Annotated in this window: 23 protein-coding genes; 8 read left to right on the forward strand and 15 right to left on the reverse strand. The window is 58.4% G+C overall.

Annotated elements, in window-relative coordinates:
* Positions 1 to 68: 68 nt before the first annotated feature.
* Genes GSQ83_RS01145 through GSQ83_RS01155 form a run of 3 tightly spaced genes read left to right on the forward strand, consistent with a single transcriptional unit; the run spans position 69 to position 2742 of the window.
* Positions 69 to 878: an MBL fold metallo-hydrolase gene (locus tag GSQ83_RS01145; protein ID WP_158800884.1), complete on the forward strand. Its 810-nt coding sequence runs from the start codon at positions 69 to 71 to the stop codon at positions 876 to 878.
* Between the two features lie 8 nt (positions 879 to 886).
* A complete protein-coding gene (locus GSQ83_RS01150) occupies positions 887 to 1906 on the forward strand; it encodes an alcohol dehydrogenase catalytic domain-containing protein (RefSeq protein ID WP_158800885.1) in 1020 nt (339 codons plus the stop codon).
* Positions 1903 to 2742, forward strand: a complete 840-nt coding sequence (locus GSQ83_RS01155) for a fumarylacetoacetate hydrolase family protein (protein WP_158800886.1) — start codon at positions 1903 to 1905, stop codon at positions 2740 to 2742. The genes GSQ83_RS01150 and GSQ83_RS01155 overlap by 4 nt, the downstream gene beginning before the upstream one ends.
* 1181 nt (positions 2743 to 3923) lie before the next feature.
* On the opposite strand, the gene GSQ83_RS01160 is transcribed toward GSQ83_RS01155, so the two are convergent.
* Positions 3924 to 4400, reverse strand: a complete 477-nt coding sequence (locus GSQ83_RS01160; RefSeq protein WP_256367202.1) for an IS3 family transposase — start codon at positions 4398 to 4400, stop codon at positions 3924 to 3926.
* Positions 4401 to 4625: 225 nt separating this feature from the next.
* Between GSQ83_RS01160 and GSQ83_RS01165 the strand changes: the two genes are divergently transcribed.
* Positions 4626 to 5207, forward strand: a complete 582-nt coding sequence (locus GSQ83_RS01165; protein WP_158800888.1) for an efflux RND transporter periplasmic adaptor subunit — start codon at positions 4626 to 4628, stop codon at positions 5205 to 5207.
* A 198-nt stretch (positions 5208 to 5405) separates the two neighbouring features.
* Positions 5406 to 6941: a DHA2 family efflux MFS transporter permease subunit gene (locus GSQ83_RS01170; protein WP_158800889.1), complete on the forward strand. Its 1536-nt coding sequence runs from the start codon at positions 5406 to 5408 to the stop codon at positions 6939 to 6941.
* A 1357-nt stretch (positions 6942 to 8298) separates the two neighbouring features.
* Here GSQ83_RS01170 and GSQ83_RS01175 read toward each other — a convergent pair.
* The 14 genes from GSQ83_RS01175 to GSQ83_RS01235 form a co-directional block, all read right to left on the reverse strand.
* Positions 8299 to 9504 (reverse strand): multidrug effflux MFS transporter, encoded by a 1206-nt coding sequence (locus GSQ83_RS01175; RefSeq protein WP_254065440.1) that lies wholly within the window; start codon positions 9502 to 9504, stop codon positions 8299 to 8301.
* 448 nt (positions 9505 to 9952) lie between these two features.
* A complete protein-coding gene (locus GSQ83_RS01180) occupies positions 9953 to 10837 on the reverse strand; it encodes an HlyD family secretion protein (RefSeq protein ID WP_158800890.1) in 885 nt (294 codons plus the stop codon).
* The gene (locus GSQ83_RS01185) at positions 10834 to 11043 is read right to left on the reverse strand and encodes a DUF1656 domain-containing protein (protein WP_158800891.1); all 210 of its coding nucleotides are present in this window, start codon (positions 11041 to 11043) and stop codon (positions 10834 to 10836) included. Before GSQ83_RS01185 ends, GSQ83_RS01180 begins: the two co-directional genes overlap by 4 nt.
* Positions 11044 to 11049: 6 nt before the next feature.
* Positions 11050 to 13134 carry an FUSC family protein gene (locus GSQ83_RS01190; RefSeq protein WP_158800892.1) on the reverse strand — a complete coding sequence of 695 codons (2085 nt, stop codon included), beginning with the start codon at positions 13132 to 13134 and terminating at the stop codon, positions 11050 to 11052.
* Complete coding sequence (locus GSQ83_RS01195) at positions 13131 to 13568, reverse strand: MarR family winged helix-turn-helix transcriptional regulator (protein ID WP_216849859.1); 438 nt, start codon at positions 13566 to 13568, stop codon at positions 13131 to 13133. The genes GSQ83_RS01190 and GSQ83_RS01195 overlap by 4 nt, the downstream gene beginning before the upstream one ends.
* 447 nt (positions 13569 to 14015) lie before the next feature.
* Complete coding sequence (locus GSQ83_RS01200) at positions 14016 to 14195, reverse strand: hypothetical protein (protein WP_158800894.1); 180 nt, start codon at positions 14193 to 14195, stop codon at positions 14016 to 14018.
* A 97-nt stretch (positions 14196 to 14292) separates the two neighbouring features.
* Positions 14293 to 14697: a transposase gene (locus GSQ83_RS31005; RefSeq protein ID WP_216849860.1), complete on the reverse strand. Its 405-nt coding sequence runs from the start codon at positions 14695 to 14697 to the stop codon at positions 14293 to 14295.
* Positions 14698 to 14740: 43 nt separating this feature from the next.
* Positions 14741 to 15427: a transposase gene (locus tag GSQ83_RS01205; protein WP_216849861.1), complete on the reverse strand. Its 687-nt coding sequence runs from the start codon at positions 15425 to 15427 to the stop codon at positions 14741 to 14743.
* A 523-nt stretch (positions 15428 to 15950) separates the two neighbouring features.
* Positions 15951 to 16826 (reverse strand): phytanoyl-CoA dioxygenase family protein, encoded by an 876-nt coding sequence (locus tag GSQ83_RS01210; RefSeq protein WP_158800895.1) that lies wholly within the window; start codon positions 16824 to 16826, stop codon positions 15951 to 15953.
* Positions 16827 to 16888: 62 nt separating this feature from the next.
* On the reverse strand, positions 16889 to 17662 hold the full coding sequence (locus tag GSQ83_RS01215; RefSeq protein WP_158800896.1) for an ATP-binding cassette domain-containing protein: 774 nt from the start codon (positions 17660 to 17662) through the stop codon (positions 16889 to 16891).
* On the reverse strand, positions 17659 to 18492 hold the full coding sequence (locus GSQ83_RS01220; RefSeq protein WP_158800897.1) for a sugar phosphate isomerase/epimerase: 834 nt from the start codon (positions 18490 to 18492) through the stop codon (positions 17659 to 17661). The genes GSQ83_RS01215 and GSQ83_RS01220 overlap by 4 nt, the downstream gene beginning before the upstream one ends.
* 12 nt (positions 18493 to 18504) lie before the next feature.
* Positions 18505 to 19632: a Gfo/Idh/MocA family protein gene (locus GSQ83_RS01225; RefSeq protein ID WP_158800898.1), complete on the reverse strand. Its 1128-nt coding sequence runs from the start codon at positions 19630 to 19632 to the stop codon at positions 18505 to 18507.
* Between the two features lie 12 nt (positions 19633 to 19644).
* Complete coding sequence (locus tag GSQ83_RS01230; protein WP_158800899.1) at positions 19645 to 20565, reverse strand: ABC transporter permease; 921 nt, start codon at positions 20563 to 20565, stop codon at positions 19645 to 19647.
* Between the two features lie 131 nt (positions 20566 to 20696).
* A complete protein-coding gene (locus GSQ83_RS01235; protein WP_158800900.1) occupies positions 20697 to 21704 on the reverse strand; it encodes an ABC transporter substrate-binding protein in 1008 nt (335 codons plus the stop codon).
* A gap of 332 nt (positions 21705 to 22036) precedes the next feature.
* On the opposite strand from GSQ83_RS01235, the gene GSQ83_RS01240 reads away from it, so the two are divergent.
* The 3 genes from GSQ83_RS01240 to GSQ83_RS01250 all read left to right on the forward strand — a co-directional run.
* Entirely contained in the window at positions 22037 to 22834 is a 798-nt protein-coding gene (locus GSQ83_RS01240; RefSeq protein ID WP_256367203.1) for an IclR family transcriptional regulator, read from the forward strand.
* 101 nt (positions 22835 to 22935) lie between these two features.
* A complete protein-coding gene (locus GSQ83_RS01245) occupies positions 22936 to 24816 on the forward strand; it encodes a thiamine pyrophosphate-dependent enzyme (RefSeq protein WP_158800902.1) in 1881 nt (626 codons plus the stop codon).
* Between the two features lie 91 nt (positions 24817 to 24907).
* Positions 24908 to 25210: dihydroxy-acid dehydratase (locus GSQ83_RS01250; protein ID WP_174246609.1), on the forward strand; the 303-nt coding region annotated here is incomplete at its 3' end.

Raw genomic sequence — 25210 nt, forward strand, 5'->3', positions numbered from 1 at the left:
CGCTCGTTGATAGCAGGCGGCGTCCTTTCCTTTTCCGGCATGCCACATGCCCAACCGTGGAAATTTCCATGCCTCTCTCCGACAAAACCAGCATCCGCTTTTTCGGCGTAGCGGCTTATGAGATCATCAACAGGCTTGGGCAGCGCATTCTGCTCGATCCGTTCATGAGCGAGAATCCCGCTTGCCCCGTTGCTTTTGACAGTTTCGATCATGTCGACCTCGTAGTGGTTAGTCATGCTGCGTTCGATCATCTTGGTGATACCGAGGCATTGGCACGTCGTTATGGTTGCCCGGTGATCTGCGGCGGAGAGGTCAAAGCTTATCTGGTCGCCAAAGGTATCGACGCGGAGACGATCCGCGCCACGACCTGGGGCATCCGCGTCGAGGTAGCAGGCATCGAGGTGCAACCGGTTGAGTGCCATCACTGGTCACAGATCAAGATGCCGGATGGAACATTCGCCTCAGGCGTGCCGATGGCCTTCATCGTTTATGCTGACGAAGGCGTCCGGTTCTACCACTACGGTGACACCGCCATATTTTCCGATCTCAAGCTTCAGGCTGAGCTTTATCAGCCCACGATCGGCTGCATCGGCATCGCCAATCCCCAAGAAATATTGCATCGCAATCCTATGCCGGGCCGGATGGTGACAGCCGAAATGTCGCCCTATGAGGGCGCTCTCGCAGCCCAATGGCTCGGCTTGGAAACCGTTCTGCCCTGCCACTATTGCAACCCAATGGATCCTGAAGTCGCAGAATTCGAGAAGCATTTAAAGGCGCTGGAAGCCAAGCGAATGCCGGTTCCCAGATCGATCGTGTTGAAGCCGGGCGACTGGATCGAGATCCCGGCCGGCGGCGGCGCTGTCCGCAACGCGGCTTGATGTAGACGATGGAAGCCGCTGTCTTTGACGCGCCATTCGCTCTGAGGCTCGAGGAACGGCCCACGCCGCTCCCGACGCGGGGAGAAGTCCAGGTCGCCGTCGATGCTGCTGGACTGTGCGCCGGTGACCTCTACATCTATCTCGGTAAGAATCCCTATGTGAGTTACCCGCGGATAGGCGGCCATGAGATTGCGGGCCGCGTTTCGGCTCTCGGCCCTGACACGATTGGGCCGGCGCTAGGCACCCCGGTGGTGGTGGAACCTTTCATCGGCTGTGGGCATTGCTTTCCCTGCAGGGTCCAGAAGCCGAACTGCTGTGCCAATCTCCAAATCATTGGTGTGCATAGGGAAGGTGGCTTCGCGGAAAGCGTAACTGCTCCGGTCGACAGACTTCACGTCATTCCGGATGGGATGACGCCTTTTCTGGCAAGTTTCGTCGAACCCGTGGCGATCGGGGTGCAGGCCTGCCGGCGCGGGGAGGTAACGGCCGTGGATACGGTCCTGATCCTCGGAGCTGGGCCGATCGGCCTTGCCATCGCTGAGGTGGCACTCGCGCGAGGCGCTAAGGTCTATATTGCAGATATCGCGCGGGATCGTCTGGACATTGCGGCACAGCTTGGTGCGGTTCCGCTCGAGGCTGGTGGCGGCCTTCCGCAGGAGGTGATGCGTTTGACCGGCGGGGAGGGTATGCCCGTTGTCATCGAAGCGACTGGCAATGTGAAAGCGATGGAGCAGACGGCCGGTCTCGTCGCCGCGGGCGGCCGGATCGTGGTGGTGGGTCTTGTCGGGCAGGGCGTGCCGGTATCCTGGCCCGGCCTCGATCTGACGCGCAAGGAGATGACGATCCTCGGATCGCGTGCAAGTACTGGGTGCTTCCCGGAAAGTCTTGATCTCCTAGCAAGAGGCGCCATCCGATATCCGGATATCGCGACCGGCTTTCGCCTGAGCGAGGCGCCTTCGGTCTTCGCGGATCTCGCACAAAACACATCCGCCTTGCACAAGGCTGTCTTTCTGAAAGAACTCGGATGAAGCTTGTCACCTTTTCAATCGGTAGCGCTGCGCATGTCGGTTGTCTCGTGGGAGAGGTCGTCGTCGATCTGACAAGTGCCGCGCCCACCATGAAGACTTTAATCGAGGGGGGAGCACCGCTCCTGGCGAAAGCAGGCGAGGTTCTCAAGTCCGCACCACGGTTTCCGCTGAACTCTATTCGGTTACTGGCACCGATTCCAAATCCATCCAAGGTCCTATGCTGCGGCATCAATTACCGCAGTCACGCCGAGGAGAATCCGAATGCCGTAATGCCGAGCGAGCCTTTTTTCTTCGCAAAGCTTCCATCTAGCGTCATTGGTCCAGATGACCCGATCCCTTATCCGCCTCGAACCGCACAGCTGGACTACGAGGTTGAATTCGCCGCGGTGATCGGAAAGCAACTTCGCCGGGCGCAAGAAGAGGATGTGATGTCGGCGGTGTTCGGATACACGCTCCTCAATGATGTTTCGGCGCGCGACGTCCAGTTCAAGGACAATCAAATCACACTTGGCAAGAATTTTGATGGCTTTGCACCAATCGGGCCTTGCATAGTGACAACCGATGAACTGAGTCGCCCCGATGCCATAGGTCTGCGGACCCGGCTCAACGGGCGGCTGTTGCAAAATGGATCAACCTCTGACTGGCTGTTCTCCCTGCCTCGCATCATAGCCTCGCTCTCGCAGGTGATGACGCTGCAGCCTGGCGACATCGTCACCACAGGAACGCCAGCCGGTGTAGGTTTCTTTCAAAAGCCGCAAGTCTTTATGCATCCCGGTGACGTGATTGAGATTGAGGGGGATGTTATTGGCACTCTTCGTAACACCATCGCGGCGTGAATTTCCGACATGGCAGATCACCGTAAGAGCCCCCGAGATCAGACGGGCGCGCGAGAGCACGCATCCGTTCTTCATCTCCGCGATGACTTCCACATGCACGTTGCATATGCAGCTCCGTATCAAGCTACATTAGATAGGCGACCGGCAACTCAATACGGTGTTGAGCACCAAGACGGCGACCTCATGTATCCATGATACGCGGCCTCAGGCGGACTCGCCATCAACCTGAGCGGCCTTACACCTTGGGTTCAATTCCGCGTTCCCGGCGCCACTCCACCTCTGAGGCAAGCTCATCGGCGAACCGGGCTTTTGCTTGCCTCAGAGCATCCCCAATCGCAGCAGAAGCTTCAGTAGGGTCAAGCAGGCGCCGGAGCTCGGAGGCGCAATCGTCCGCCTTCTTCTGCCAATGAGCTTCGCGCTCACGCTCCCGGTCATGACGGAATGCCAGAACGTTCCACAAATAGAACCGAAGCCGGATGAATGCTGTTCTGCGGGGGGCGTTGTATTCCTCGGAGGTGGAATGAGGAAATGAGTATCGGCCCGCGATATATGGCATCCGCTACCCCCGTCGGGGCGAGCCTTGTAGCGGCGGCAGGCGTAAGCTCATTGGATTCGCCCAGGTTGGAGTTTGCGAGCCTGCTGTTAAAGCGGTGGCAGCAGCCTCGCACAAGTGGCCCAACCCAACGGGCAACCGATAGCAGATTCGAAGAAGAATTTGGTACCCGAGGGCGGCTCAGTGGTCAGATGACCATCTCGGTTTTTTTTCGCCCATGGCAGGTTCGCGTTGGGCACCTGCGATGCCCAAGGGTGTAGTTCTTCGGTCGCGCTGCATCCGCCGAACTCCGCAATTCGCCGATACCGAGATTCGGGCGTGTGGGCCTCCGCCTGCGCCAGGGTCCTGCCAACCTCCAAGCCCGGCACGCCGAACGTGCCAGGCGCCTGCACTCGGCGCTCGGTTATCGATCGCCAGACGGTTTCGAAACCCGACTCGCCGAGAGGGTAGCTTAGCTTAGCTTAGCTTAGCTTAGCTTAGCTTAGCTTAGCTTCTCCTTCCCCAGTCCAGCCGGAGGGGTTCACTCCATCCCCGGGTCACATCTCAACGGAAATCCACACCCAGGTTGAAGCGCTCGATGGATCGCCGATTGGAGTGAACCCCTGCGGCTGGACACCCTGGGTCAGAACTAAGCGACATGCGGGACCAGTTGGCGTTCAAACTCGTCGGGTGGGCGGTAGCCAAGCGCCGAGTGCAAGCGCTTGGCGTTGTAAACGTCCTCGATGAACCGCGGCAAACGCTGCGCGACATCTTGGAACGTCTCATAGCCATCGATGTAGATGTCCTCGACCTTCAGCGTCTTCATGAAACTCTCTGCCTGGGCATTGTGGTATGGGTTACCGACAGAACTCATCGAGCCGAGCAGACTTGCCTCGGTTAGGGCCCGACGGTAGGCCTCACTCGCATACTGCCCTCCACGGTCGGTATGGAAGATGCATCCAGCGGGAGGATGGCGGGTCGCCAATGCCGATTTCAGGGCAGCCAGTGCCAGATTGGTATCGATCGTGCGCGAGATGGCATAGCCGACCACCTTGCGGCTGCACGCGTCTAGGATAGCAGCCAAGTAGCAGAACCCTATTGGACCTAAGCGGGTCGGGGGCAACATTCCAGCTCAGTCACCCGCAGATAGGATGCGTTGTGCCAGTATCCGCCAACGTGGTGAAATTGCCAAGTAGATACGCGCGTTATGGCTTATATCCACCGATGGGCCATTACGCTACGTCCCGAATGATGCCTATGGTCCAAGTGCTGAACTTAATCGACAGACATCTCGGGGCTAGTCTCGCGGCCCACGGTTCTTGAGGGGCAGCAGGTGCATACGGACTAAGTGGTGATTCAACTTGGCGACCGCCGATACCGGATCATGCTCGACGGCGCGCGCGCGAAGCTCGCGCAGTCGGCGCTCGCGCTCCAGGCGATGAAGGACGACTATCGGCGCATGCTGAAGGACGTCGAGACGACCAAGGCGAAAGTCGTTGGCGATCAGGCATGGTTTACTTCGGTTCAGGAGCGGTCGATCACACAGCTCGCGCGCCCCGGTGGCAATGACGATGCCCGTCAAGCAGATGCCGGTCTAAGGATGTCCAGGCAGTATCGCGAGAGGGGCAGCGTAAGCTCAGCCACGCGGTCTTGGGCGCCCTTGAACGGCATCGTGACGAATGTCGAGGGCCTGCAGCGCGGTCAGTGTCTTGCCGCCTCTGCTCACGTCTTTGACCTCGTCTCGACCAGCGATGTGTTCGTCACAGCAGAGCCGAAGGAGACGCAGCTGACCAATGTCTTGCCGGGCTCTTCGGTGACGATCACTGTAGGTATCAATCTAGGCCAAGCGTGGAAGAATCAGCTGGAGAGCATCGCGCCCGCATTGGTCGCAATTTTCCTTGCTGCCGGCCGGAACTCCTCGGCAACTGGGTGAAGGTCTGCAGCGCATGCCGATCCGCGCGAAGATCACAGGCGGGACCTCTGAAGATCCGCCGCGGGCCGACATGAGCGTCGTCGGCAACATCGACCAATACAAAAGGGTAGCACATCGCTACCTCAGCCAGCGTCCGATCTGGATTGGCCACGTCAAATTTTCTATCGCGTGGTTGGGCCACACCCGAGGAAAAAAGCTATGCCTGCGAAACAAGCGCCAGATGGCACGAACCGGGCAGCGATTACTGTCTGCGTAATCCTCGCCACCCTCATGCAGGCGCTTGACACGACCATCGCCAACGTGGCGCTGCCCTACATGCAGGGAAGTGTCTCGGCAAGCCAGGACCAGATCGACTGGGTGCTGACTTCGTATATCGTCGCCGCCGCCATCATGACGCCGCCTACCGGGTTTCTTGCCGGACGCTTCGGACTTAAGCGTCTTTTCCTCGTCTCCGTCGTCGGCTTCACCATCGCCTCGATGCTATGCGGGATGGCGCAATCCCTGGTGCAGATCGTGCTGTTCCGCGTGCTGCAAGGCTTGTTCGGGGCTGCTCTCGTCCCACTTTCACAAACCGTACTGCTCAACATCAATCCTCCGGAGCGGCAGGGCTCTGCGATGGCGCTCTGGGGCGTCGCGGTGATGGCCGGTCCCGTCCTCGGACCGGTGCTCGGTGGCTGGCTGACCGAAGCCTATACTTGGCGCTACGTCTTCTACATCAACCTGCCGATCGGCATCCTCGCCTTCCTCGGCATGACCATCTTTCTGACCGAGACCCCCCGAAACACTGTAACAAAGCTGGACTGGTTCGGTTTCACGACGCTGAGCCTTTCCATCGGCGCCATGCAGGTGGCGTTGGATCGCGGCGAGCAGCTTGATTGGTTCAGCTCGCGCGAGATCATCATTGAGACGGTCACGGCCTCCGTCGCCTTCTATCTGTTCCTCGTCCATACCTTCACGGCGAAGGCGCCCTTCGTGAGGCCGTCACTGTTCAGGGATCGCAACTTCACGGCCGGTACGCTTTTCGTGGCGATCGTTGGCCTCACCTATTACGCCTCGCTGGCGCTTCAGCCGCCCTATCTGCAGGATCTCATGAACTACCCGATCGTCAGCGCCGGCCTTGTGATGGGACCACGTGGCGTCGGCACGATGGGTGCCATGCTGGTCGTCGGGCGGCTGATCGGCCGTGTCGACACCCGTTACCTGCTCGCCCTCGGGCTTGGGCTCACAGCCTGGTCCTTCTACGTGATGACCGGCTGGACGCCGGACATCTCACAGACGACGATCATCCTCATCGGTGTGATCCAGGGCATCGGCCTTGGCTTCCTCTTCGTGCCCCTCAGCGCCGCGAGCCTGGCGACGCTATCTGTGGACCGGCGGGCCGAGGGCGCCGGCATCTTCAGCCTCGCGCGCAACATCGGCTCCAGCGTCGGCATTTCGGTAGTAAACAGCCTTCTGACACAGAATACGCAGCTGAACCACGCTGAGATTGCGGAACACGTAACGGCCTTCAACCATGCCTTCGCAAACCTGGCGATCGCCCATTTCTGGGACCCGGTCACGGGCGCCGGCCAAGCCGCACTCGATGCCGTCGTCACACGCCAAGCCCAGATCATCGCCTATATCGACGACTACAAGCTGCTGATGATCGCCACGCTCGCGGTGATTCCGCTTTTGATTGTCTTCAAGAAGCCAGCCAGAGGTGTCGCAGCAGATGCCCACGTTGTTATGGACTGAGTCAGGTATCGTCCGCTATGCGCCGCCAAGTGCCGACGCAGGATACAAGGGCGGAGGTCATCGTAAAGGGTTGATGGTTCTGTAATCGGACCGCAGCCGTGAGTATGGTGAGCTCCGCGATCTACTCCGCCCTCGCCGTCGTCACAGTCAGATCATCTCAGCCGCTCTCCGCCGTTCCCGCTTCGTCAAAGGTGTCAGAATTGGGCTCAACATCATGCAGGCCATTTCGAAGGTCAGCCACTTTCAGCAAGTATGTATTTCGTGACGGAGTGCTGACAGAAGCCATACGATCGAGGCAGACTGGAGGACCCGCTCCAGCACCGTGGTATCTGCGCTCCAACTGTCACGGGCCAGCCGGCAGCTAGGCAAGGCGAGACGCGGACGTCTGATCTGACAATAACCCGCCCCAAGGTAGTCACGAAGTTAAGCACATTGTGCGGCGGACGCACTGCCAAGGGCCCTGTCCAGTACGGTTGACGAGCGCGACACGCTCAATCCGGATTAGGATGACGATTCTTAGATAGACCATTGGCAATCTACAAGAGATGTTGTGACGCAGGATGGTGGAACGGCATGAGACCTTTCTTTCTAAATGTTGCTCCTAGCCGCACGAGTATTGCCGCAACAATGAGCATAGGTTCCGTGCAAGGACGATTGTCTGCCTGAGCGAGCAATAGGGTGGCAGATTCCACGAGAGACTCTGCCAATGGCTTAACGCTGCCATTCGGCAATCGCGCACCGATAGGCATCATCATCGTGATCCACCTGTCAGAGAGATCCTGCAGTGTAGCGCCCGAGCCGCGGAGCTTTGTCCAAACAGTCATTTCACTTTGTCGCGACAGAGCCGGTAGAAGTGTCTGTGGCTCTCGTTCGCCTCGGACCAATATATCATGCGAACATTTTACTTCTCGCTCTCTCTGTGCCGTTCGAGCTTGTCGAGCACCGATGGTAGCCTGATTGGTGTTGAGCATCCTCTCGGCGCCGGCTGCTTCTGACATATATTTAAGGGATCGTCGACGTCCCGAACCTGTTAACCTTGCCCTTGTTGCGCGGGCGACAAAGTCGAGTCTAAAAGTACCGGTGTTGCACCGCACTTTTGCGCGCCTTGACCCGACGCGCATGCCGTGGCCTTCGTACTCAAGTGCTCGACATACGTTCCAAAACGAGGCGAGGTCGTCAACGGTAGCGCGTTCGGGCAAACTCCCGCTCGCGGCGGAAGGTGACGACGAGCACATATCGGAAGGACGGCCGCGAAAGCCCTGGCGGCCTAGCGTTTCGGTCCCTGCCAGTTGATGGGCAGAGCGCGCTTGCTCGGTCCATTTCGGAATTCGAACGGACGTGACCGCAGGTCATGCCGTCATTCACCAGAACGCCGGCTCGCAATCCAAAAGGCGAACTGGCTGACAATTCCAGCGCCAGTCAGCACTAGAGCCGCTGAAAGTGCGGGATCATCCCCGACACCAGCGAGGCTCGTGCAAAGTGCTCCGACGGCCATCTGGACGAAGCCATATAAACCTGAGGCAGAACCAACCACCTGAGGATTGACGCTGATGGCCTGGGTCAATGCCATTGGAGCCGCCGTCCCGACACCCACCGAAAAAATGAAGACCGTTGAGACCGCGAGCCACAGCGAGAGATGACCCGCAAGTATGCCGACAAGTAATACAGCTACCGCGGCAACGCTTATACAATTAGTTCCTATGAGAAGCGGCACCATTGGAAGTCGGTGAATAAGCCGGCTAGCCAACATGCTACCAATCCAGATACCGGCGATCAGAATTGCTAGATAAATACCGACTTCATTGGTCGGGCGATGTAGCTCATTAACGAAAACGAAGGGTGCGACAGCAATGAAGGCATAGACAGATGTCGTTGCGCAACCTCCGCCAACCGAGTAGCCGATAAAGCGCGCCGAAACGAGTAGCGAGCAGTAATTGCGAGCCAGAATGGCAAGGTTGGGGCTTGTCCGCGCGCCCGTCTCAGGCAGGCGTGTGGTGGTTAGGATGAAGTTAACCAGCCCGAGCAAACACAGAAAAATGAAGATCGATCGCCAGCCAAGGGAATAGGCCATCAGGTTGCCTAAGACCGGCGCGAGACCGGGGCCTAGCGTTACCATGAGGTTCATCAGAGCCAGACGTCGCGCAGTATCCTTCGGCGCCGACGTATCACGCACGATCGCGCGGGCGATCACAAGGCCTGCACACCCACCCAAAGCTTGAAAGAGACGCGCGCAGATCAGGAAGTGGATACTGGGTGCAAATGCCCCTGCGAAGCCAGAAAGCGTATAAATCACCAGACCCGCCATCAGCACGCTGCGGCGCCCAAACCGGTCGGATAGCGGTCCGTAGAAGAGCTGTCCTACGGCAAGGCCTAGAATGTAGAGGCTTACCGTCATCTGAACCGAGGATATGCTTGCATGTAGGTCTACGGCGACGATCGGCAGCGCGGGCACAAAGATGTGCATCGCGAAGGTGCCGCTGAAGGTGATGAGAGCCAGCAACCAGAGCGGCGGAGCATTGTGGTTTAGTTTCGCCATCGCCAATCTACCCACTGCCGTCGCCACCTGTTCGCCTCGTCTGACTTGCCTTATGCAGGCGCGACATGCGAGGATCAAGGGCTTGACGCTGGGCCGGTCACGGACGGTGCGCGACTTCTAGCCACTTGCTTTTGATGCCCGGCTAGACCCAGACACTATATGGGTCGGCTCATCACCTGCGTGCTCATGGCAATGCCCAAGAATGTAGAAGCCTAAGCGGGCGTTCAACGAAGCCTGCTCAGAGTTGTTGAGAAGCCGACACTCGGAAGAGACGGCTTGAGGCTACAACGGAACCGCCCTCAGGGTCTGGCCTCACGGCTTGACGCATCGGACCTGGCGCTAGCTGGCAGACGCTGACGGCCGAGGGCGTGCGTCTGGTGGCACAAGAGACCGCGGGTGCCACGCAGCGAACTGCTAAGCCTTTGAGGACGGCTCTACACAACTGCCACTTGTCGTCTCTCGTGCTCGTTCCGCTCTATGATTCGGGACGTGCCGCGCGTGGTTGAATGTAGACCGTAGCGGTCAAGCCCACGACCAGATTGGCAGCTGAGGGAACGTGCGCCAGCGCGATGAGCACCGGGACACGCTGCGCCAGTTGCACCCAAGTAAAGGTTGGATTGATGTTTGCGAGGAGCCCGGCGCTGGATGTCCGCTCCTGATCAGCAATGCCGCCCGCAATGCTCGACACTTTTCCCTCCAACGCGTCCTGTTGACCCATGATGTGGATCACGGCGCTATCCCCGACACGGATACGAGACAGCTTTGTCTCCTCGAAATAGCCTTCCACACGTATTGAATCGGTGTCGATGAGGGCCATTACGGGATTACCCGTGGAAACGTAGTCGCCGGGCTGAAGCGAGAGGTTCGTGATGACACCATCGACCGAGGCTCTCACATTGGACCGCGCTAGATCCAGCTTAGCCAGATCGAGTGCGGCCAAAGCTTCCTGGTAGTCCGACAGGGCCCTGACGACCGAGGTTCCGTTTTGCTCCACGCTCTGGCGGGCTTCAAAGTTGCCAAGATTCTGGGAACGCTGGAAGTCCCGATGCGCCTGGTCGAGGGCGGACTTGCGGCCAAGCGCAACGGCTTCTGCCTGCTGAAGCGCAATCTGAAAGCGCCCACGGTCAATCTGGAATAGGATGTCACCGTGATGAACGACGGTGTTGTCTTGGACGAGAACTTTATCGACGAGTCCCGAGACGTCCGGTGCGATGCCGACGACATCCGCCCTGACATGGGCATCCCGCGTCCATGGCTCGACCATGTAGTAGTCCCAAATCCCCCTTCCGACAAAGATTGCCGCAATGACCACGGCGAGGGTGACGGCAACGCGGGCGGCGGTGGCGAACGATCGGGTCATGTCGGGAGCTTTTGGGTGATGGCGACAAGCGCGCCGAGAATGAGAACATAAAGGGCAACATTAAAAAGCGAGCGATGCCAAACAAGCCTGTATCCGCCAACTCGGGTGAGAATCACGCGGATCACAGACACGATGAGATAGGCAATCACCATGAGCCCGGCCAGGCTTGGTATGAGGATTCCGTAGATATCGAGTTGGGCTGGCACGTCTCGCTACGCCGCCGCTGCTGGAAATCTAGTAAGCTCGTCATAGGTGTCGGGTATTGTGGCGCGCTCGCTAGGAGGTGGTGCATCCGGAAATAGGGCCCGCCGAATTCCGACCAAGGCGTCTGTGGCGTCTACGGCCGCTTTCTTCGGCCAGGAATCGATAACGGCCGCGAACGCATCGTCGATGTCCTTGAGCAGAGTGACGGGAGGGGCGGCTTCCATGCCTGCGCTCACGCGCTGACCGAAGAATCCGGCAACGCCCTGGAGGACCGCATCGATGCGGTCCTTGGGACGCCCCTGCAAAGCGCGTCTGTCACGCTGCAGGGATATCAGGTTGAACCCGATCCGGAGCTCGGCCAGCCCATCGACAGAGCTAGGGCTGAGACTGGGATCGGCCGAGAGTCTCGGCATGATCTGGGCAAGCCGGTCGAGGGTAACACCGATGAGAGCCGCATGGTCCCCCGGGTGCGACCCGGCCGCGAGACGAGAGAGATCGAACCACCCGGCGCGAACGAGGCGCCGGACGGCGACCTCGGCACCGAACGGCTTCACAATCAAGGTCCAAATGGTTGAGAAAAACAGTCCAGCGATAATTGATACGCCACCATTGGCGTAGGTGATAAAATCCGCGGCGTAGCGGCTATCGAGGCCCAGATCGCCAGCGGTGTTCGCGGCCAGCAAGAGGGTGATCAGGGAAAGTTCGGGACGCGGGACAAACGCCCCAATGAGGAGAAACGGCGGTGCGAGCGCGAGGACGAGCATCGCGAACGTATCAACGCGAGGCAGGATGGCAAAGATGTAAACACCCGCTCCCACGTAGGCGATGGTGGTCCAGATGAGCATGATGCGCATGGGGACTGCAGGCCGGTCCAGGCTTCCAAAAAAGCAGCAGGCGATGGCGACAAAGGCCGTGAAGTTCGCCCCGTATGTCCAGCCACTCCAAATCCAGATAAGGCCCGCCACGAATGTCGCGAGGACCGCGGAACCCGCCGAGAAGAGCATCATCCCATAGTCATAATGCTGCTTGCGCGCGATGACGGTGTGGTATTGCAGGACGGGCTTGATACGAGAGGCCGCGCTACCGGGATCGATCCGCTCTTGGAGCGCAAGGCAATCTTGCCAAAGCGCGATGAACTCTGCGAGCCGCGCTATCAGGCTTGAATGCAACAGGGCGTTCCACCGTCCTTTCCCCATCAGTTTCGGCTCGAGCTTATCGAGCCCCTGACGCAGTCTTTTCGACGCCTCAAGTGACTCGGTGCCGGGAGGCACCTTGATCCAGGCCGCGATCTGCGCGGTCAGGGTGGCCATCTCCGGTGAAAGACTCTGCGTTTCTATCTTCAGAGCGTGAAGGCGATCCGAAATCGAGGAGAGAAGCGGTAAGAGCAAAAGCAGGCGCCCCCTTAGCTCTTGGGCAAATCGTCCGATATCGTGCGCCCCAGCGTCATGCGGCATCTGGCGTAGAAGGACGTTGATTGGCCCGATGTCGCCCGCCAGCTTTTGCCGGGCTGCGGGCGTCTTTGACGTTTGGCCGTCTCCGAGGAAGATCTCGTCGGCCCATGAAGCCGCGTCGCGAAGCCAGCTCGCGATGCGGGTATTCAGGATAGGGCCAATACTCACCGGGAAAAGAACGGTTCCGACGATGCTCATCGTCACAATCCCGAGGATGATTTCCTCGCTCCGGGCCACGGCGACGTCAAAAATCGTGCCAGGCGCGTCGACGTTCGGCAATGCGAGCAGCGGAAAGGTGTATCCCGCAAGCAAGAAGACATAGTTGCGCGGAGTGCGATCGTGCAGAGCGATGAACAACAGGGTGCCGGTCCAAAAGGCGACCGCCAACATCAGGAGCTCTGGCGCGTTAACTAGCGGCGGCACGAGGACTACGGCTCCCGCTGCACCCAAGACCGTGCCGAACATGCGGTCGAAGGCTTTCGAGACCGTCGCGCCCATAAGGGGATTGGCCACAACGTAGACCGCGGTCATGGCCCAGTAAGGTCTGGGCATCCCAAACTTCAAAGCGATGCCCAGCGCCAGCATAGCGGCAATGAACGCCTTGAGGGAAAACAGCCAGTCGCGCCAAGCCGGGAAGGTCATGGAACAGTTTCCCCGCGAGGACCGTCCGGCGGGTCGCGCAGGTCGGCCGCAGCACGGTCAAGCGCTTCAAAGACACGTAATGTCGCAGCCACGTCGTCATCGCTTAGGTGGCCAAGGACAGCGATCCTGAGTTCCGTGAGAGCCGATTCAATCCGATCGGCGAGCCGCTCGCCTTCCGCCGTCAGCCAAATGGCATTGGCCCGCCGATCACCAGGATCATCGCGGCGTTCCAACAGCCCCAGCGAACTCAGATTATCGAGAAGTCGCACAATCGATTGGACTTCAATACCGACGTAATGGGCCAGGGTGACCTGGCGAACCCCGCCCCCGAGACGCCGAACCCACAACAACGCCGCCGCGCGGGCTTCGGAAATGTCTTCCGCAGCTAAGACCTCCTGCGCAAGACGCCGCCACTGCCGCCCGGCCAGCAGCAACGTTGTGGTCAGCCTAACCCTGGCGCCTTGATCCGACATTTGCGTATTATACGCTTAAATATGATACGCAAGCAATGTATATAGCGCCCGGCTGTCGCCCGTCAGTATGGTCAACACGCGATCATAAAGGTTCTCGCGTATTGATCTGTGGATTTCGAATCGTCCCCTCCTCCAGCAGAAGTTCGGCCTAAGGCATTGTATTCGCATGGAGTCCGGAAGGCGGATCATATGATCCCCTAGTTTGTCCCTTAGTCAGACGTGCGGTCATCGCCGAACGGGCGCGAACGACGGGGGACAAATAGACCAAGCAGAGAGTGAGTTGCGGCGAGGCGAACCGCATCCCCTGCCAGCGGGCGGGCTCCTACGCTGCGAGACGGCCGGGGAAGAAGTCTGCCGCGAGCAGTCCCCCAAACTGACCTCGAGTGTGGAGGCCACGCTTTGATGGTCTTAGTTTGCGGACGCTTTCTCAACAAGCTCGGCCAGCCGCTTCAGGTGCGAGGCGAGTTCATAGGCTCGTTGCGTTCCTAATGTCAGGTAGAGGGGCGAAGCGCTCGTATCCGTCGGCCATAGCGTCAGGACGATGTTTTGCTGTCCCGAAACGAACGAGTAGTGTGTGGCTTCTTTCATCTGCGCGAGCCTTCCAATGTCGCCCGCTGACCGTGACTTATACGGCGGGTCTGTAGCTACTGCGGGCATCTTGTTGAATTGGATGCGCGACCGCCGGTCACACTCGCGGTTGTGACCGGAGGGGCAGGGCAACCTCCAGAATCCTTCCCGGTTCGCGATCGCTCGAGCTTTCGGCCTCCAGCGCACCGCATCGTTTCGCCGGGTCGGTTTGGTGCGCAAAGATTTCGCGGGCGACGTAGCGTTTGAGGCAGCGAATAATCTCGGGCTTGCTCTTTCCCTCCGCCGTGCGGCGTTGCACGTAGTCGACCGTTGGCTGATGGCCTCGCATGCGCGTCACGACAACCCTGTAGAGTGCCGCGTTAGCCTGTCGGTTACCGCCACGGTTTAATCTGTGCCGTTGGGTCTTCCCGCTGGATGCGGAGATCGGGCATACTCCGCACAGTTTGGCGAATGCCGCTTCCGAGCGGATACGATCATGGTTATCACCAACGAGAAGGAGCATCTCTGCTGCGGTGCCGCTCCCGATCCCATGCACCTCGACCAGGTCAGGAGCACGCGCGGGTGAGCGCCTCTAGATGAGCTTGATGGACCTTGATTTCGTCGTCGAGCGCAAGCCAACGCTGGGCGAGCGCCCGCAGGCCGGCCTTGGCCGAGGCGACAGTCGAGACGATCGGTCCTGGCCGCAAGGCGGCGAGATGTCGGATGAGCATCATCTTGCCGCGCAGGAGTTCAAGCCGCTCACGCAAGGCAGACGGGATGCCGACAATCAGGGCCTTGATTGCCAGCATGCTCTGGCTCCGTGCCTTGACCGCGGTATCACGGGCCACCTTGAGATGGCGGATCATCTCCACCGTGCTCGTGCCCGATTTAGGAAGACCGGTCGCCTGGCCGCCGAGGACCGCCCGAGCGGCCGCCTCGGCATCGATCGGATCACTCTTACCCCTCTGATGTCGCAGTTGCCGGTCGGAACGGTTGACCTCGATCACGGTATGTTCCTGCACGCGCAGGAACCGCGCGAGGGCCGCTCCGTACGATCCAGTGCCCTCGATGCCGAAGGCCCTGATGTTGCCGAACGAGCAGGCCCAAGCCGCGAGATCCCGATAGCCTTTTGCGTTTGTTGGAATGGTGATGGTGCCCAGGCGCATGCCGAGTGGGCTGACCGCCGCGGCAACATGGATGTGCTTATGAGTATCGACGCCGACGACAACCTCGGCAGCAGCAGTCTGGTTCATGGCAGGAGACTCCGAGTGGGTTGCGGAGCCTGACGGTCGAACGAGCGGACAGGACTGTGATGGGACCAAAGCTTCAAGCTCCTATGAGGTCACGTCTCGCCCGACCGACAGGCGCTGTCTGGAAGACCGACAAATCATCCCTAAGACACGAGGTCAGTCTCATTCAGGGTCAGGCAAACCAGGCAGCCCATACAAACTCACAGTCTCATTCAACTGTGTAGCGGAGGAACCGTGACGCGCCGATTCGTGAGTGGCCCGCCAACAAGACAACGCCGATTGTCGAGACTTGGGTGAGCAACCCCGATGGGGATTAGCGCTATGCCGGCCGCTCTGTTGGGTTTGACTGTTATTTCCACGACAACTGCCAAGAAATTACAAGAGAAAAGAAAACCATCCGCGGGCGACGATTGCCCTAGGCAAAGGTAGTGCCGGGAGTCATCCGCTCCTAATGACGCGGCTGGACCGCCGGCGCAGCCGACGATAACGTCGCTCCTCAACTATACCAACCGTTGCGATTTAAGGGTCAGGTGATATCAAGGAAATAGCGATCTACCTCGGTCATCCGCTCAAAGAGAGCGCGAGTTAAGTAGGCGCGCTGATTGAGCTGCTGCGGCATATCGCGTCGCGTGTGGCTCAGGTGCAGCTGCCGCCTTCGAGCACTGGAGTTTTTGGTGGTGCCGCTGTGCCACATATGCGCATTGCAAACGACCACGGAGCGTGCGGGCACGGTGACTTTTATCTCGCCTTGATAGGGCGCAAAAGGATCCGCTGGCATTTTATCCGCATCGCCAGTCACCGGTGAGACCGCGCTGTGTGCGGTGACATCGGCCCCCTCAGTTGCCCATTTATGCGGTGCGGTTCGTGGCGCGGCGCCCATCCCCATCGCGTTCTCGCCTGGTACGTTCAGGGGTGCCCATTTATGTGATCCAGGGACAATGCGAGTCGGTCCATTCTCAAGCGTCATCGGGTCGAACGTGATCAGAGAGTTCACCAGACACCACCGACCGTCTGGAAGCTTTACCGAATCAGAATGCAGAGGTTGACGTCCGTACCCAGTGTGGGGCTCACGCATGTTTGCCCCATGAACCTTGAAATCTCCGAGCAGGTAGTATGCCGCTGCTAGCATGGGCTTGATATTTAGCAGGCTATCAAAGGCGTCAGTTTTGTTGAACACGTTGGAGATGCGGGTTGCGCCACTCTCGAGGCTCACTTCACTTCCGGCCAGATCGCCTTCTTCAGCAACGATTCGGTCTACTTCTGCAGCCATACGTTGACATTCGTTCTCGGAGAACGCTTCCTTGATCACGAAATAACCGTCGCGATCAAGACATTCGCGTTGCTCCTTTGTGATGCTCTCAGCCGTAACGCCTAGCTGTTGAAGGGCCTCGAGAGAGTTCATCTATACCTCCATTATGGCAGTGCTCGGTGGCATTCGTGGTGACTGTTATCCGCTGTCTGTCGTTACGGACTTCGCGCCGTCTTACCCATGATCATGGATATGATTTCATGCTCGTTAGTGTCCGCGGTCAACACCTCGGCCGCCTTCCGCCCACGATGCAGCACTACGATGCGATCCGTCACCTCGACGACATCAAGGATATTATGGGTGATATAGATCACTGCGACCCCGTCCGAGGCAAGTTGACGTGCTAAAGCCAGCACCTTCTTTTGCTCCGGGACACTGAGAGCAGCGGTTGGCTCATCCATGATGACGAGGTTGGCCTTCCAATGCGTTGCTCGGGCAATTGCGACAGCCTGCTTCTGGCCCCCGGACAACTCGTCGACCGCAACCTTGACTGACGGTATATGAATGTCCAGCTTTTTTAGCGTCTCTATGACTTCCTTCTCCATTTTGTGCCGTTGAAGAAGGCCCAGCAACCCATTCCTCGATAGCATAGTCATCTCGCGGCCTAGGAAGAAGTTTGAGGCAACACTGAGATTGGGTATGAGTGCCAGATCCTGGAATACAGTCTCGATGCCAAACCCTCTTGCGATTTCGGGAGAGGATAGAAAGACCTCTTTTCCATTGCATCGAACGGACCCAGCGCTTGCCACGACGACACCAGCGATAGTCTTTATCAATGTTGACTTGCCGGCGCCATTGTCGCCAAGCAGCCCTAGAACTTGTCCACGATGAATATCCAGATCGACGTCCATCAACGCTTGCACCGCGCCGTAATGCTTTGAAACGCCGCGGAGCTCAAGAAATGGCGTGGTCGCTAGGCGCGAGCTCATTTTGAAACCCAGCGACCCAGTCTTTCGAGATACTCTCGACTTGCCTTCAGAATCTCTTGCTCATCGTCGGTGTAACCAAAAACATTTGCTTCATACTCGACCGATATTGTTCCTTTATATCCCTTCTCCACCAGTTGACTAAGGAGCGCGTCAAAATTGATCACACCATCGCCAAGTGGCGGAAACATAAAATCAGGATAGCGGCCGGCGCCGTCCTTGAGATGCACATGAACGATTGTTGACGACAGACGTTCGACCAGATCCGCAGGCGTCTCCCCTTGCACGACGAGGTGGCTTGGATCGAAGTTTACTTTGAAGGGCACATCGGGGAGATCGTGCGCGAGGCGTTCATAGTCTGATATCCTGTGAAATAGGTGGCCAGCGATTGCTTCGATTGCAAGAGCCACTCCCACTGCCTGCGCGTGCCGCACTGTTTCAGCGACCGCTTCTCGAAACCAGCGCCAGGCCTCCTCCGGATCGGCGCCCTGAGGAAGAGCCCCGGATAAGATATGGGACACTGGAGCGCCCACGTCAGCCGCCAGGTCAGTGCAGCCGTTGACATAAGCTATCGCGCCTTGGCGTGTGGACCTGCCCACCTCCACCATCGGGATGTGCGCCGATATCGCACTAATCGAGAGACCCGCGGCGGCGCAGCGGTGGCGTATTCCCTTCCGTCGCTCAGCATCCAATTCGGGCGTTACATGCGGCTCTGCCCACGGGAGGGTCTCCGCGTTAAGTTCTATTGCCCCGAAGCCTGCCGCTGCAACGAGGTCGATAGCCTGTTCGACGGAACGGTTGTGCAAAGCGACGCTGTGGAAGCCCATGATCATTTTGTTCGCTCGTCAATAGGAAGGAACGACAAAAGCTGCATCCCTTGGGAGAGGCAACTCGACCCAGCAGCCATCACGCACGGACAGATATGATGCCTGCACCACTTCCTGCGCTTTGAGGCCGTCGAAGCCGGTCACTAGCGCGGGCAGGCCATTTCTAATGCTACTACAGAATGCAGCTAGCTGCGCCAAGTATGGACTGCGGCGTGGAGGTTTAACGCTGATCCAACCCCCGTCGAATTCCTTCCACCAGGCATCGGGATAGTGGGCCTCCCGCAATACCTCAGGAAGGTCCGATGCCTTGCTTTCAGTATAGATGGCAAGCGGAACAGCTTGGAATGGGTTTAAGGTCTCGGTTGCAATGTGGATTGTGCCCCTTTCCCCGTAGAGGGTGGTTCCATCGGCAATAGCCGGCGAGTAGCGGTTCGACGTAAGCACGCCCCGCGCGCCACTGGCGAACCGGGTCAACACGTGTACGTTGTCATCAACCCGTTGTGGCAAGACGTGGTGACTCAGATCGGCGAAGACCGCGGTCATTTCGCCCACGAGATGCCGCAACAGATCGATCCGGTGAATCGTCAAATCGATGATGGTGGCGCCCCCTGAGCGAGCGAGATCGTAGCGGTAGGTCGTCGCTGCAGGATAAGCGGTCCATTTCTCCCCATAGTTCGAATGCGCGGCGTGTATAGGACCGATCACGCCCGCGTCGATCACTGCCTTCGCGATCTGAACCTGCGACCAAAAGCGTTGGTTAAAGCCGACCTGCAGGAGGACGCCGGCCGTCTCGCAGGCGTCGATCATCCTTCTCGCACCGGCAACGTCCAGAGAAAGAGGCTTCTCGCAAAATACGTGCTTTCCTGCGGCGGCGGCCGCTACGACCGCCGCCTCGTGCAAGTTGTTGGGCGATGCGACGATGACGGCGTCGATGTCACTAGCGAGAAGCGTTTCTAGTTTGGTGGTGTGAAGCGCGGCGCCAAACTCTCCCGCTAATGCTTCCGCACGAGCGCCATCCGGATCGAAGACTCCTGAGAGTCTTGCATCAGGCGACTTACTCACCGTGGGTCCGTGTGACAGGCGCATAATCGCCCCGGCACCCACAAGGCCAATGCGTACGGGGCGTTGCTCTGGTTCGGCCATCATTTGCATCCGTTTCTACTTGATGACGCGCAGCTTGTCGCGCTGGATGGACAGGAGAACGGCAACAACAAGCACGACGCCAGTTAGGACGGTCTGTACGTTCGTTGAGATGCCGAGGATAATCATGCCGTTGGCTAGAATACTAATGACGAGGCTGCCGACGATCGTGCCGAGGATCGAGCCCATTCCACCTGTGAGGGGAGTTCCGCCGATGACCACCGCTGATATAGCAAGTAGTTCGAAGCCGATACCCGATGTGGGACTTCCCGAGCCAAGCTGCGACGTGAGGACGCCCCCACCGAGACCCGCCATCAGACCGGAGAGCATAAAAATCAGTATTTTTAGCTTCTTTACCGGGAGACCCAGAACTCTCGCTCTGTCTTCGGCGCCGCCGATAGCAAGCGCGTATTCGCCGAATCGAGTCTGTGTGAGGATGGCGCCAAACATAAGCGCAAAAACGATTACGATAATGAACGGGATCGGGGGAGTTCCGACACTGTAGAATGAGCTATCGAGAGGTATTGCAACTGGGGCGCCCCCTGTGACGATCACGGTTAGTCCTCGTGCCACGGAAAGCATGCCAAGCGTCGCAACGAAAGAGGGGATTTTTCCGAAGACGAACATCGCGCCGTTTGCTAGACCAAACAAGGCGCCAACGGTCGGCGCTATCAAAAACGCGAGCCATCCCAAAGACGGCGTGGCCATGGCAGCAATTACGCCTGACACCGCCATGACTGATCCGACCGAGAGGTCGATACTGCCAACAATGATCACGAAGGTCATGCCTACGGAAACAAGACAAAGCACAGCGCTATTCTGTAAAATCGTGCTGAGATTGCCCCATGAGAGAAATAGGCCGGGGGCAAGGGCGCCGAAAATGATGACCAGTGCAACGAGGGCAATGTAGGCAATATATCGTCCGGCTAGCTCGTTCAAAGAACGACGCCGCGCCCGTGGTTGCCGATGTGTGGTTACTGACAGGATCGTCTCCAATTCCACAAGCGGAGTGCTTTCGCCGTGGCGAGCAGCACCGGGCCTTTGCAGGCCTCGGTGCTGGCCAGCCTCAACTACTTCACCTGGAGTGGGAACACCTGTGACTTTGTCGCTGGGTTATTGGTGATAGTGTAGTCTTTCACGTTGAAGGGGGGCGGGTTATCAATATACTCATGCTTGAATTGCTGGAAGTTTTTTGAATCGACTCCCAAAAGCGGAAGTCGAATATCGGTCTGCAGCGGCTGATGTCCATGCAACTTATCGTAGGCGATCATCACCCCGAAGCCGAGCTGCAGCCAATGTCCACCTGTCGAGAAAATGAAGTTTGTGTGTTTATCGATTAGATCGAGGGCCTGCGGGGTAAGATCCATACCACCGAGGAGAACCTGCTTGCTGCGTCCCGATTGTCTGACTGCGTTGAACGCTCCGATGCATAGTGCGTCATTGTAGCACCAGACGCCGTCAATTGTGCCGGCAGGATGAGCTGAGAGAAAATTCTCCATCGTCTGATAGCCGTTCGTCTCCGTCTCACCCGCCCCGACGTACTGGACAAGCTTGACATTACTATTCGCGGCGATGGCCTCCATAAGGCCTTTCTGCCGGCCTTCCGCAACTGAGGACCCAGGAGTGCCACCAATGGCCACAAGCTTGGTCGCACCGTGATTGATCAGAAACGTTGCAATGCTATCACCGGCTCGCACGTCATCCGGCCCAATAAAAGCAACGTAAGGCGCCTGTTGATTGGTTGCGGGGAATCCTGGGTAACGATCAACTACAACAATCGGCTTGCCGGCTCGATCCGCAAGTCGGATGAGTCCGGGAGCGCTCGCCGTCGACTGCGGCGTCACAACAAGAGCATCAACACCTCGAGAGAGCAGAGATTGGACATCGTTTAGTTGCTTTTGTTCCTGATTCGCGGCCCCGACCACAATTAGATTGATCCCCAGATCGCTTGCGGCGTGCTTTGCAAAGTCGACAGCGCGAACCCAAAAAGGATTGTCAAGCGTGGGGATCGAGACGCCGATCGTCTCCGTGGCCGCGCTGGCGGCCGACGCGGCAGTAGTAGCGGTGAGAGCCAGCATTGCTAGCCCAACCACGGTCCTCCGTACGAACGCTCTCCGAGCAGAGCATCTCATATTTGTCGCGCTCCCCTGAAGTGCGGTCATTGACGCGCCGCACATATGTTAACGCCGAGTTTCTCCGGCTGAGAAAAAGTGGCATCACAGACAACTGCTGTCAACACTGTTGCGGAGCAGGCGACGGGCATGGGTCCAACGCTCGAAATTCTCCGTTCTATGGTGAGATCTGCAGATTAGTGGCCTATGGTGGCTGAGGAGTGACGTCTTACATCACTGTGCGCAACGCTGTTGACCGGACTTTGTCTGGCGGTCTAAGGTTGGTAGCGAGAACAGTTGTGAGGGAGCGCACGTCGTTGGAGATACAGTCTGTCCAGAAAGCGCTGAGATTGCTGGATCTGATCGCGGAGCGGCGGGAGCCGCAGGGTGTTTCGGAGCTCGCCAGACTAGCGGATTTGGACAAGAGCTCCGTTTCACGTCTGCTGCGGACCTTAGAGGGCGCACAGCTTGTAGCCCAGAATGAGAGCACTCGCGCCTATAGTCTTGGACTGCGCCTGGTCCATCTTGGCCAGCGAACACTACAGCGCCTGGATTTTCGCGACATATCCCGAGCCGGCCTGAGACGGTTGGCGCATGCGACTGGCGAATGCGCTCATGCTGCAGTACTAGCCGGAGAGCGGGCCCTCTACATATCACAAGAGACGCCGGGTGTCGGAGTGGTGGTCGACGCCCCCGTCGGATCCCTTGCTCCACTGCATTGCACTGCCTTAGGCAAGGTTCTCGTGGCCGGGCAGTCTGCGACGAAGCGAGAGGCGCTCATCGAGAAGATGCAATTTGAGCGCCATACTCGGAGGACCATTGGCGATCCGGAGCAATTGCGCCGAAGCGTAGAGCGCATCCGGATCGACAACATTGCCTACGATGACGAGGAATTCAGTGTTGGTGTACGCTGCGTGGCCGCACCTGTTTGGGGTAGCGAAGGTGTGCTCGTCGGAGCGATTGGCATTTCTGGTCCCAGCCCCCGGGTCACCGATGAAAGGATAACCCTTTGGGAGCCGCTTCTTCGTCACGAGGCGGAGACGCTTTCCAAAGATCTCGGATGGGAACCCGACCTTGGGACGCAGGGTCTGGAATAGCCTTCGGAGCGGAGAAAGTGACGGGCCGGGCGGCACAGCGGTCCCGTCAGACACTAGATGCCGCCGTGCCTGATCGGCAGCAAGTCAGAGAGAACGTCAGTATGGGCCACGAGGAAGAGGTTAGACAGCGCGCGCGCGCAATCGCGTCAAGCGGCGGAATTGTGCCGGCGCTCGAAGCCGGGACCTTGCCTGCGGAAGTCAGCGTATCCGTGTCCGAAGGAATAGTCCTTGGACTACTTCGGCAAGATGTCCGGAAGTATTTCGTCATCCTTGGTCACGGAAATACGTCGCTCGGCGAGATTCTCCGCATCTATGCGGAAGAGAAGGTGGTCCGAGTATATCAATGCCGAAATGAAGTCGCAATGGCCCATGCGGCGACCGCCTTGCGCTGGATCTTTGGCGAATCATCAGTCGTCGTTGCGTCGATAGGGCCGGGCGCCCTGCAAGCTCTAGCTGGATCACTCGCCTGCGCCTCGAACGGGATCGGCGTGTATCATATCTACGGAGATGAAACGACACACGGTGAAGGATACAATATGCAGCAAGTGCCAAAGCGCCAGCAAAACGCTTTTGCACGCATGGCAGATATCCTCGGCGAGGCCTACACGCTACATACACCCGGGTCGCTTCGCGACATGCTGCGACGCGGCACGCTTTGCGTCCATCGGTCCGTTGGCGCCGGCCCTTTCTACATGCTTCTCCCTATAAATGTGCAGCCGAAGATCATCGCCGGACTCAATCTTGCGGCGTTGCCATCAAGGTTTCAGCCAACGCCTGCCGCTCCGGTGTCACTGACGGATTATGATCGCGCGTGCGAGCTCATCGAATCACATGACAAAATCGTTATCAAAGCGGGGGGAGGCACGCGCAACTTTCCACTAGAGCTACGTGCTCTTGCCGCTGCGACGGGGGGCGTCGTCGTGTTGAGTCCGGGTTCGCTGGGGGTCATTGCTAATGATGATCCCGCAAATATGCATGTCGGCGGATCGAAAGGAACAATCAGTGGCAACTTTGCAATGGAAAATGCCAGCCTTGCGATCATCGTAGGATCAAGGGCAGTCTGCCAGGCCGATTGTTCCGGCACGGGGTATCTAAACGCGGGAGCGGTGTTGAACATCAATGCTGAAACTTCTGATGCAAACCATTACAACAAGACAGTTGCTCTAACTGGTGATATCGGCGCGGTCCTTCGCAAGTTGCTCCTTCGGCTGGATGAGCGCGGTTTGGTTGACTTGAAGGCTTCGACAAACTGGCGTGCTCAATGTACCCTTCAAAAGGAGCATTGGTCTGAACTGCTTCGCGAGCGTACAGCAACAGTCCCCGTGAGGGACCCTGCTTTCAACACGGCAACGTTGACGCAACCGGCCGCCATTCGGATCGCGGCCGAATTCGCGAAATCTGTCGGTGCCGTTAAGATCTTTGACGCAGGCGATGTCCAGGCCAACGGCTTTCAGATTGTCCGAGATGAGGAACCGAGCGAAACTATCACCGAGAGCGGCTCGTCCTATATGGGGTTTGCGGTGTCCTCCCTACTCGCTGGCGCGGTAGCGGATCGCAGCCGCTACATGATTGCGTTTACCGGAGACGGCTCTTTCCTGATGAATCCGCAGATTCTTGTTGACGGCATCGTCCATGGTGCGCATGCCATGATTGTTCTCTTCGACAATCGCCGCATGGCCGCGATTTCTGGCCTCCAGATCGCCCAATACGGGCGGGACTTCGCAACGAACGATGACGTGCAGATAGACTTCGTTCGGTTCGCCACATCATTCCCTGGAGTACACGCCATAGCAGCGGGAGCGTCGGAACAGAGCTTAAATTCGGCTCTCGCCAGCGCCTATGAACATGACGGGCTAAGTGTGGTCCATGTCCCTGTCTATTGGGGCGAAGAAGAGAAAAATAGCCTCGGGGCCTACGGACGGTGGAACGTTGGACCGTGGGTCGAAGACGTTGAAGAGCTATACAGAGCACAAGTTCTATAACCCAAGAGTAAGAAGCAGGACAAACGCTCACAGCGCGCCCTTCGCTCAATCAAGACGCGCTCAAGCACGACTAGCGTAGGGGACCAAGGACATGGCCGACGACGCCAAGCCGCGGGGATTGCGCCGCGGTCTCACCAACTACGGCGATTTCGGCTTCAGCGGGTATCTGCGGCGGTCTTTCGCAAGTTCCATGGGCTACAGCCGGGAGATGCTGGAGCGGCCGATCGTCGGCATCTGCCACTCCGAGAGCGGCTTCAACAACTGCCACCGCGCAATGCCGGAACTCGTCGAAGCCGTAAAGCGTGGCGTTCTGGCGGCGGGGGCGCTGCCGATCGAATTTCCCACGGTTTCTCTCGGCGAGGTCTTCCTGGTGCCGACCAGCCTGAAGTTTCGG

This window comes from Acidisoma sp. L85, assembly GCF_009765865.1.
Classification (GTDB): Bacteria; Pseudomonadota; Alphaproteobacteria; order Acetobacterales; family Acetobacteraceae; genus Acidisoma.